The sequence below is a fragment of the Jatrophihabitans sp. genome, assembly GCF_035474675.1.
Classification (GTDB): domain Bacteria; phylum Actinomycetota; class Actinomycetes; order Mycobacteriales; family Jatrophihabitantaceae; genus Jatrophihabitans_A.
Genome location: NZ_DATINC010000079.1, coordinates 41,213 through 47,589 on the forward strand (window position 1 = coordinate 41,213; position 6,377 = coordinate 47,589).

The window sequence follows — 6,377 nt, forward strand, 5'->3', positions numbered from 1 at the left end:
CAGTCGGCTCTCATCCGGGGACGGCTACGGGACCGGAACGGCCGGCAGGGTGTAGAAGCCGTCGGCGAAGCCCAGCACCAGTTTGGCGTCGGTGTGCGAGGCCGGGGTCACCGCCGCGAAGCCGGTGTCGTTGGGAAGGCCCCGGTAGGCGGTCGAGACGTCGGTACGCACCACGTGCACCGCACCGCCGCCGACGACCTTGCCGGCGCCGTCGAGCACCGCCACACACTGCAGCGGATGGCCGGTCCAGTAGATCCAGCCGTCGAACTGCCGGGTGGCGCCCACCAGCTGGTCGTGGTCGAGCGAGCCGGACTTCGGCAACAGCGTGGCCGGCAACGCCTTGATCCTCGACGCGTCGATGGTGGCGTCCGGCTTCAACCCGCAGCCGATGGTGTAGTCGCTGGTGAACGGGTAGCTGCCCAGCCCCTTGAGCCGGGACACCACCGCCGGCGGGTTCTGCAACCGGGCCTGGAAGGGGTCGGTGGCGCCGAAGCGCACCCCGGCGGCCATCTCGTTCTGCACCGGGGTCTCGCCCGCGGTGGTCGCGTACAGCTGCGGGCTGCCGGCCCAGAACACCAGGACGGCGGCGGCGACCGCGGCGATCCCCACAGTCAGCTCACGGGCGGTCCGGGCGGTGCGGATGCCCACCACCGCCACCGCGATCCAGAACAGGCCGGACAGCGAGACGTACCGGGCCTGCGCGCCGTCGCCGAGGAACACCTCGCTGCGGCCGAGCGAGATCAGCCCGGCAGCGACGGTGGCATAGACCGCCACCCCCCACCACGGGGTGAGGTCGGCGAGGTCGTCCGAGGCGGCAAGATCGTCCGGGTCGGCAAGGTTGGCCGGGTCGAACCGCCGGGTCCAGTACGTCACGAAGCCGACCGCGAGGACGGCCAGCCCCGCGGCGCCCGCCACCAGGCCGAACGTGCCGCCCTGGGGGTCCCACAGCGTGGACAGGTTGGTCAGGAAGGTCTGGGACAGCAGGCCTGGGTCGTGGCCGACCCCCTTGCCGGTGGTGCCGCCGTTGGAGGTGAGCTTGTAGACCACCAGGCCGCCGAAGAACAGCCCCAGCGGCAGTCCCCAGCGCCACCAGCGGTCGCGCTGCAGCAGCGCGACCGCCACCACGGCCAGCGGCGCGGCGAAGCCGGTGCCGTAGCTCAGCAGCGCCATGGCGGCCGCGGCGGTGGCCAGCACCGTGCGCCGGTCGCGGGCGAACAGCACGCCCAGCAGGCCGAAGACGTTCGCGGTGATCCATGCGGTGCCGCTCATGCCCTTGAGGTAGTTCCACGCCCCGGTGGGGCAGAACAGCACGGCGCTGGCGGCCAGCAGGAACAGCACCCGGGCCAGTGCCGGCCAGCGGCGCGGCAGCAGCAGCCAGAGGACCGCGAGCGAGGCCAGTCCCATCGCGATCGCGAAGTAGCCCAGCTCGTGGTTGGTGCCGGAGAACAGCTTGGCGTCGAGGTAGTAGACCACCTGCGGGGTGAAGAACGGGTGCTCGTTCTGGTAGCTGAACAGGCCGCGCAGGTGCAGGCTGCCGTCCGGGTTGGTGATGCGCACCAGCGCCGTCCAGTAGTCCTGGTACTGCATCTGGGTGGCCTGGTGGACCCGCCGGGCCATCAGCAGGGCCGGCAGCAGCGCCAGCAGCGCGGCGTACCAGGCCGGATGCACCCGCCGGGCTCGCTGGTCCACCCTGTCCCACCAGCCGGGGCGGTCACCGGCTCCCGGCCGGCCTGCGGGCGCCCGGGTGGCCGGGTCGGCCGTTGGGGAACTCACCGGCGGGCCGGCATGCGCGGAGCCGGTGGGACTGTCGGAGGAGCTGCCGGTGACCGTGGTGTCCATGTCCCGGCGGTTCAGCGCGACCGGGGACGGGCCAGTGCCGGGTCGGTCGGCGTGGCGGGCTCGAGCACCGTCGTCTCGGTAGCCGAGGCGGGCACCGCCGACGCGCCGAGCGGAGCGGGCAGCACTGCGGTGTCGGTGGCCGGCTCGATGGCCAGCGGGGCGCCGGTGCGGGCCTTGATCGGCACCGAGGTGTCGAGGTTGCGATCGGTCCGGTGGATGATCAGCTCGGCCAGCAGGCCCATGCCGACCAGCTGCACGGCCAGCATCTCCAGCAGGATGCCCAGCTGCAGCAGCGGCCGGGTGCCGATGCCGTGCGAGGTGAACACCCATACCCCAAGCAGGTAGAACAGGATCAGCGAGCCGATCACCCCGAACATCAGGCCGATGCCACCCAGCAGGTGCGAGGGACGCCGGCCGTAGCGGGTGATCGAGACCACGGTGAGCAGATCAAGAGCTCCCCGCGCATATCTTTCCAAGCCGTACTTGGACACCCCGTGCAGCCGGGGCCGGTGGTTGACCGGCACCTCGGTGACCTTGAAGCCGTGGGCGTGCGCCAGCGCCGGGACGTAGCGGTGCAGCTCGCCGTAGAGCGGCACCACGTCATAGACCTCCCGGCGGCCGACCCGGAAGCCGGAGTTGTGGTCGTTGAGCTTGAGCCCGGTGACCACGCCGGTGGCCCGGTTGAACACCTTGGACGGCAGCCGCTTGCCGAGCGGGTCCTTGCGGTCGCGCTTGTAGCCGGTCACCAGGTCGTAGCCGCCCTCCAGGGTGGCCAGCAGCCGGGGCAGCTCGTTGGGGTCGTCCTGCATGTCGGCGTCCAGCGTGATGAGGATCTCGCCGCGTGCCTCGGCGAACCCGGCCGACAGCGCCGCCGCCTTGCCGAAGTTGGACCGGAACCGCAGCGCCCGCACCCGCGGGTCGGCCGCTGCGACCGCCTGGATCGCCTCCCAGGTGCCGTCGGTGCTGCCGTCGTCGACGAAGACGATCTCGTAGCGGAACTCCGGCCGTTGCTGCATCGCGGTGACGATCTCGGCGACCAGCGGGCCGATCGTCTTCACCTCGTCCTTGGCGGGAATGACCAGGGAGATGTCGACGGCTGGTCGCTGGACGTTGGTCACGAAGTACTCCGTTCGGCGCTTGGGGAACCCCGCAGATGATACCGCCGCGCTGCTGGGCGCCCGGCCAGCGCGGCACGCCGGGCGATGCGGTGCGCGCCCGGCTGCGGTATGGGAGCCCGCTACCCGGTGGTCAGCAGGGAGGTCTGGTCGGGGTAGGGCAGGGTCGGGGTGAGGCCGGCCAGCCGGCGCTCGACGAGCCCGGACCGCTGGATCGCCTCGCGGTAGCGGCGCCGGCGGGTGTTGTCGAACACGATCATGCCGCCGGGCGCCAGCCGGTGCCGGGCGCGTTCCAGGCAGGCCTCGCGGGCCCGGCCGTCGATCACGATCAGCGAGAACTCGCCCGCCACGTCATCGATGCTGGCCACGTAGCCGGCGAAGTCCAGACCCGCCGCGCCCTCCTTGTGCGAGCCCACCACCGGCGTGGCCGAGGGCACCGGCTCGACGATCCGGAACTCGACGTTGGCCAGCGGCGCCAGCGAGCCGCGCAGGTGCTCGCCGAACTCGCGGTGGTGCTCGACCGAGTGCACCTCCTCGGCCCGCTTGGCCAGCCACAGGGTGCTGGCGCCCGAGCCGTACTCGAACACCCGCACCGGGCGGGGGTGGGCAGCCAGCCATGCTTCTACGACGTCGATGGCGCGGTAGGTCCACCACGGCACGTCCAGCTCGGCGATGGCAAGCGAGTCGTAGGCCCGGGTCAGGCTGTAGAGCCAGTGCCTGGTGCGCCGGTCGCGCGAGGGCGCCTGCTCGCTGAGCAGGCCCACCTTGGTGAGCACCGTGCCCGCCTCCCGGGCGCCGGCCGCGTACAGGCCCTTGGCACGCAGCAGCGCGTCGGTCTTGGAGGTCACTGGATGCTCCCGTTCGTCAGGGCGCCGTCGGCCGGCGCGGTGGTCGGTGCGCTGTCGGCGCTCCCGGTGCTCTCGGTGCTTTCGGGGTTGCGGGCGGGGCTGGTCCGGCGCGCCGCCCACAGCCCGAGCAGGCCGCCGCCGGCGTCGACGGCGATGAACAGCAGCCGGGCGATGGCGGCCACCGCGACCGCCGGCCCGCTGTCCAGGCCGCTGATGGCCAGGAACACCAGCTCGCGCAGGCCCGCGCCGGCCGGCACCGGGATCGCCAGGAAGCCGATGATCCAGGCGGCCACCGCGGCGAAGGCCACCCGGGCCGGCTGCTGGGAGTAGGCGAGCGCCTCGGTGACGCACACCGAGGCCGCACCCACCAGCAGCCAGGTGGCGATCGACCAGCCGGTCAGGCCCAGCATGGTGCGCCACGGCCGGGGCTCGAGCTGGACGCGGCCGCGGGTCAGCTTGGCGCCGAGCACCAGCAGCCGGCCGAGCACCGCCGGGTGCAGTGCGCCCAGGCCCAGCGGGATGAGCGCCAGCATCAGCCAACCCCAGCTCAGCCCGGCGCCGTCGAGGGCGACGAACGGGGCCAGCACGCCGCACACCACGGCGGCGGCCACGCACATCGCGGCGTAGCAGATCAGGGTGGTGACGTAGCCGGTGGTGCGCGAGATGCCGGCCCGGGCGGCCAGCTCGCCGCGTCCGAGCACCGGCCACACCCCGCCCGGGACGTACTTGCCCAGTTCGCCGCCGAAGTACCAGGCCACCGCGTCCCGGCGCCGGGCCGGCGCGTCGAAGACCTGCAGGCAGCGCCACCACAGCAGCCCCAGGCCGGTCATCCCGCCGGCGGCCGCCAGCAGTCCGAGCAGCAGCCAGCCCGGCCGGGCGTCGCCCAGCGCGTCCTGGATGTCCTGCCACTCCCGGGCCAGGGTCAGCACGCACAGCGCCACCGCCAGCACCGCGATTGCCATGCCGGCGGCCTTGACCAGCGTGGCCAGCCGGCTCCGTCCGGACCCGTCCGCCGCCGGCTGGTCCGGCGTTGCCTGGCCGGGGGACGGCTGGTCCAGCGAGGGCTGGCTCGGCGAGGGCTGGCCCGGCGGCACGGACGCGGGCGCGTCGCTGTCGGATACCGGCACGGACACCGAGCTTAGTGCCTGCCGGACCCGCCGCCGGCCAGCCGCCGGACGGGCCGGTGCCTCGCCGGCTGTAGTGCACCCGCCCGGGGAGTGCGCCTCGCCCGGCGGTTCCGGCGCGGCCGGGAGGGCGGCCGCCGTTCGCTAGGATCGGGCCCGTCCGGTTCCCAACCCCGGTCTGGAGTCCTGCCGTGCCGCGTGTGCTCGTCGACGCCACGGCCATCCCCGCCCAGCTGCGCGGCGTGGGGCGATACCTGGACAACCTGCTGCCCGCCCTGGTGGCGGCCGGCGCCGACGTGGTCGCGCTTGCCCAGGCCCGTGACCGGCAACACTTCGCCGAGCTGGGCATCGACTGCCTGCCGGGCGTGTCGGTGCCGGCCGGTCGGTTGGGCCGGCTGGCCTGGGAGCAGTACGGGCTGCCCGGGGTGGCGGCCCGGGCCGGCGCGGACCTGCTGCACTCGCCGCACTACACCTCGCCGCTGCGCTGGACCGGCCCGCTGGCAGTCACCGTGCACGACGCCACCTTCTTCTCCAACCCGGAGTGGCACACCCGGGCCAAGGGGCCGTTCTTCCGGGCCGCGACCCGGCTGGCCGCCCGCCGGGCCGACGTCTGCATCGTGCCGGCCCAGGCCACCGCCGACGAGCTGCACTCCCGGCTGGGCCTGGACCCGGACCGGGTGCAGGTGGCCCACCTGGGCGTCGACACCGGGCTGTTCCGGCCGCCGGACGACGCCGCCCGGGCCCGGGCCCGCGCCGCGGCCGGCCTGGAACCGGACGAGGAGTTCGTCGCCTTCCTGGGCACCCTGGAACCGCGCAAGAACGTCCCGGCGCTGATCCGGGGCTGGGTGGCGGCGTGCGCCACGCTGCAGGCCGGCCGCCGGCCGCCGGCCCTGGTGCTGGCCGGCGGGGCGGGCTGGGACCGCGAGCTGGAGGCCGCGGTGGCGGCGGTGCCGGCCGGGCTGCGGCTGCTGCGGCCGGGCTACCTGCCGCTGGCGGACCTGCCGGGGCTGCTGGGCGCTGCCGCGGTGGTGGCCTATCCCAGCCTGGGGGAGGGCTTCGGGCTGCCGGTGCTGGAGGCGATGGCCTGCGGCGCGGCGGTGCTGACCACCCGGCGGCTGGCGCTGCCCGAGGTCGGCGGCGAGGCGGTCGCCTACGCCGAGCCGACCGACGACTCGATCGCCGACGCGCTGGGCTGGCTGCTGTCTGACCCGCAACTGCGCGAGCAACTGGGGCAGGCGGGCCTGGCCCGGGCGGCACGGTTCAGCTGGGCAGCCTGCGCCGAGGCGCACCTGCGCGGATACGAGCACGCGCTGCGGCGCTCCAGGCAGGAAGGCAGGCGTTGACCGTTCCACACGACTCCCACATCGATGGCTCCGAGGGCTCCAAGGGCAAGGACAGCGCCGGCAAGGACAGCGTCGCGGTCATCGCGGTCACCTTCTCGCCCGGCAGCT

At 74.0% G+C, this 6,377-nt stretch carries 5 protein-coding genes; 1 reads left to right on the top strand and 4 read right to left on the bottom strand.

Annotated elements, in window-relative coordinates; genetic code table 11:
• Nucleotides 1-24: 24 nt before the first annotated feature.
• The 4 genes from VLJ82_RS09785 to VLJ82_RS09800 form a co-directional block, all read right to left on the bottom strand.
• On the bottom strand, nucleotides 25-1,839 hold the full coding sequence (locus VLJ82_RS09785; RefSeq protein ID WP_408663155.1) for a hypothetical protein: 1,815 nt from the start codon (nucleotides 1,837-1,839) through the stop codon (nucleotides 25-27).
• 11 nt (nucleotides 1,840-1,850) lie between these two features.
• Entirely contained in the window at nucleotides 1,851-2,957 is a 1,107-nt protein-coding gene (locus VLJ82_RS09790) for a glycosyltransferase family 2 protein (RefSeq protein WP_408663156.1), read from the bottom strand.
• A 119-nt stretch (nucleotides 2,958-3,076) separates the two neighbouring features.
• Nucleotides 3,077-3,802, bottom strand: coding sequence for a class I SAM-dependent methyltransferase (locus tag VLJ82_RS09795; protein ID WP_408663157.1), 726 nt, complete (start codon nucleotides 3,800-3,802; stop codon nucleotides 3,077-3,079).
• On the bottom strand, nucleotides 3,799-4,929 hold the full coding sequence (locus tag VLJ82_RS09800; protein ID WP_408663158.1) for a lysylphosphatidylglycerol synthase domain-containing protein: 1,131 nt from the start codon (nucleotides 4,927-4,929) through the stop codon (nucleotides 3,799-3,801). Before VLJ82_RS09800 ends, VLJ82_RS09795 begins: the two co-directional genes overlap by 4 nt.
• A 197-nt stretch (nucleotides 4,930-5,126) precedes the next feature.
• On the opposite strand from VLJ82_RS09800, the gene VLJ82_RS09805 reads away from it, so the two are divergent.
• The gene (locus tag VLJ82_RS09805) at nucleotides 5,127-6,269 is read left to right on the top strand and encodes a glycosyltransferase family 4 protein (protein ID WP_408663160.1); all 1,143 of its coding nucleotides are present in this window, start codon (nucleotides 5,127-5,129) and stop codon (nucleotides 6,267-6,269) included.
• Nucleotides 6,270-6,377 lie beyond the last annotated feature (108 nt).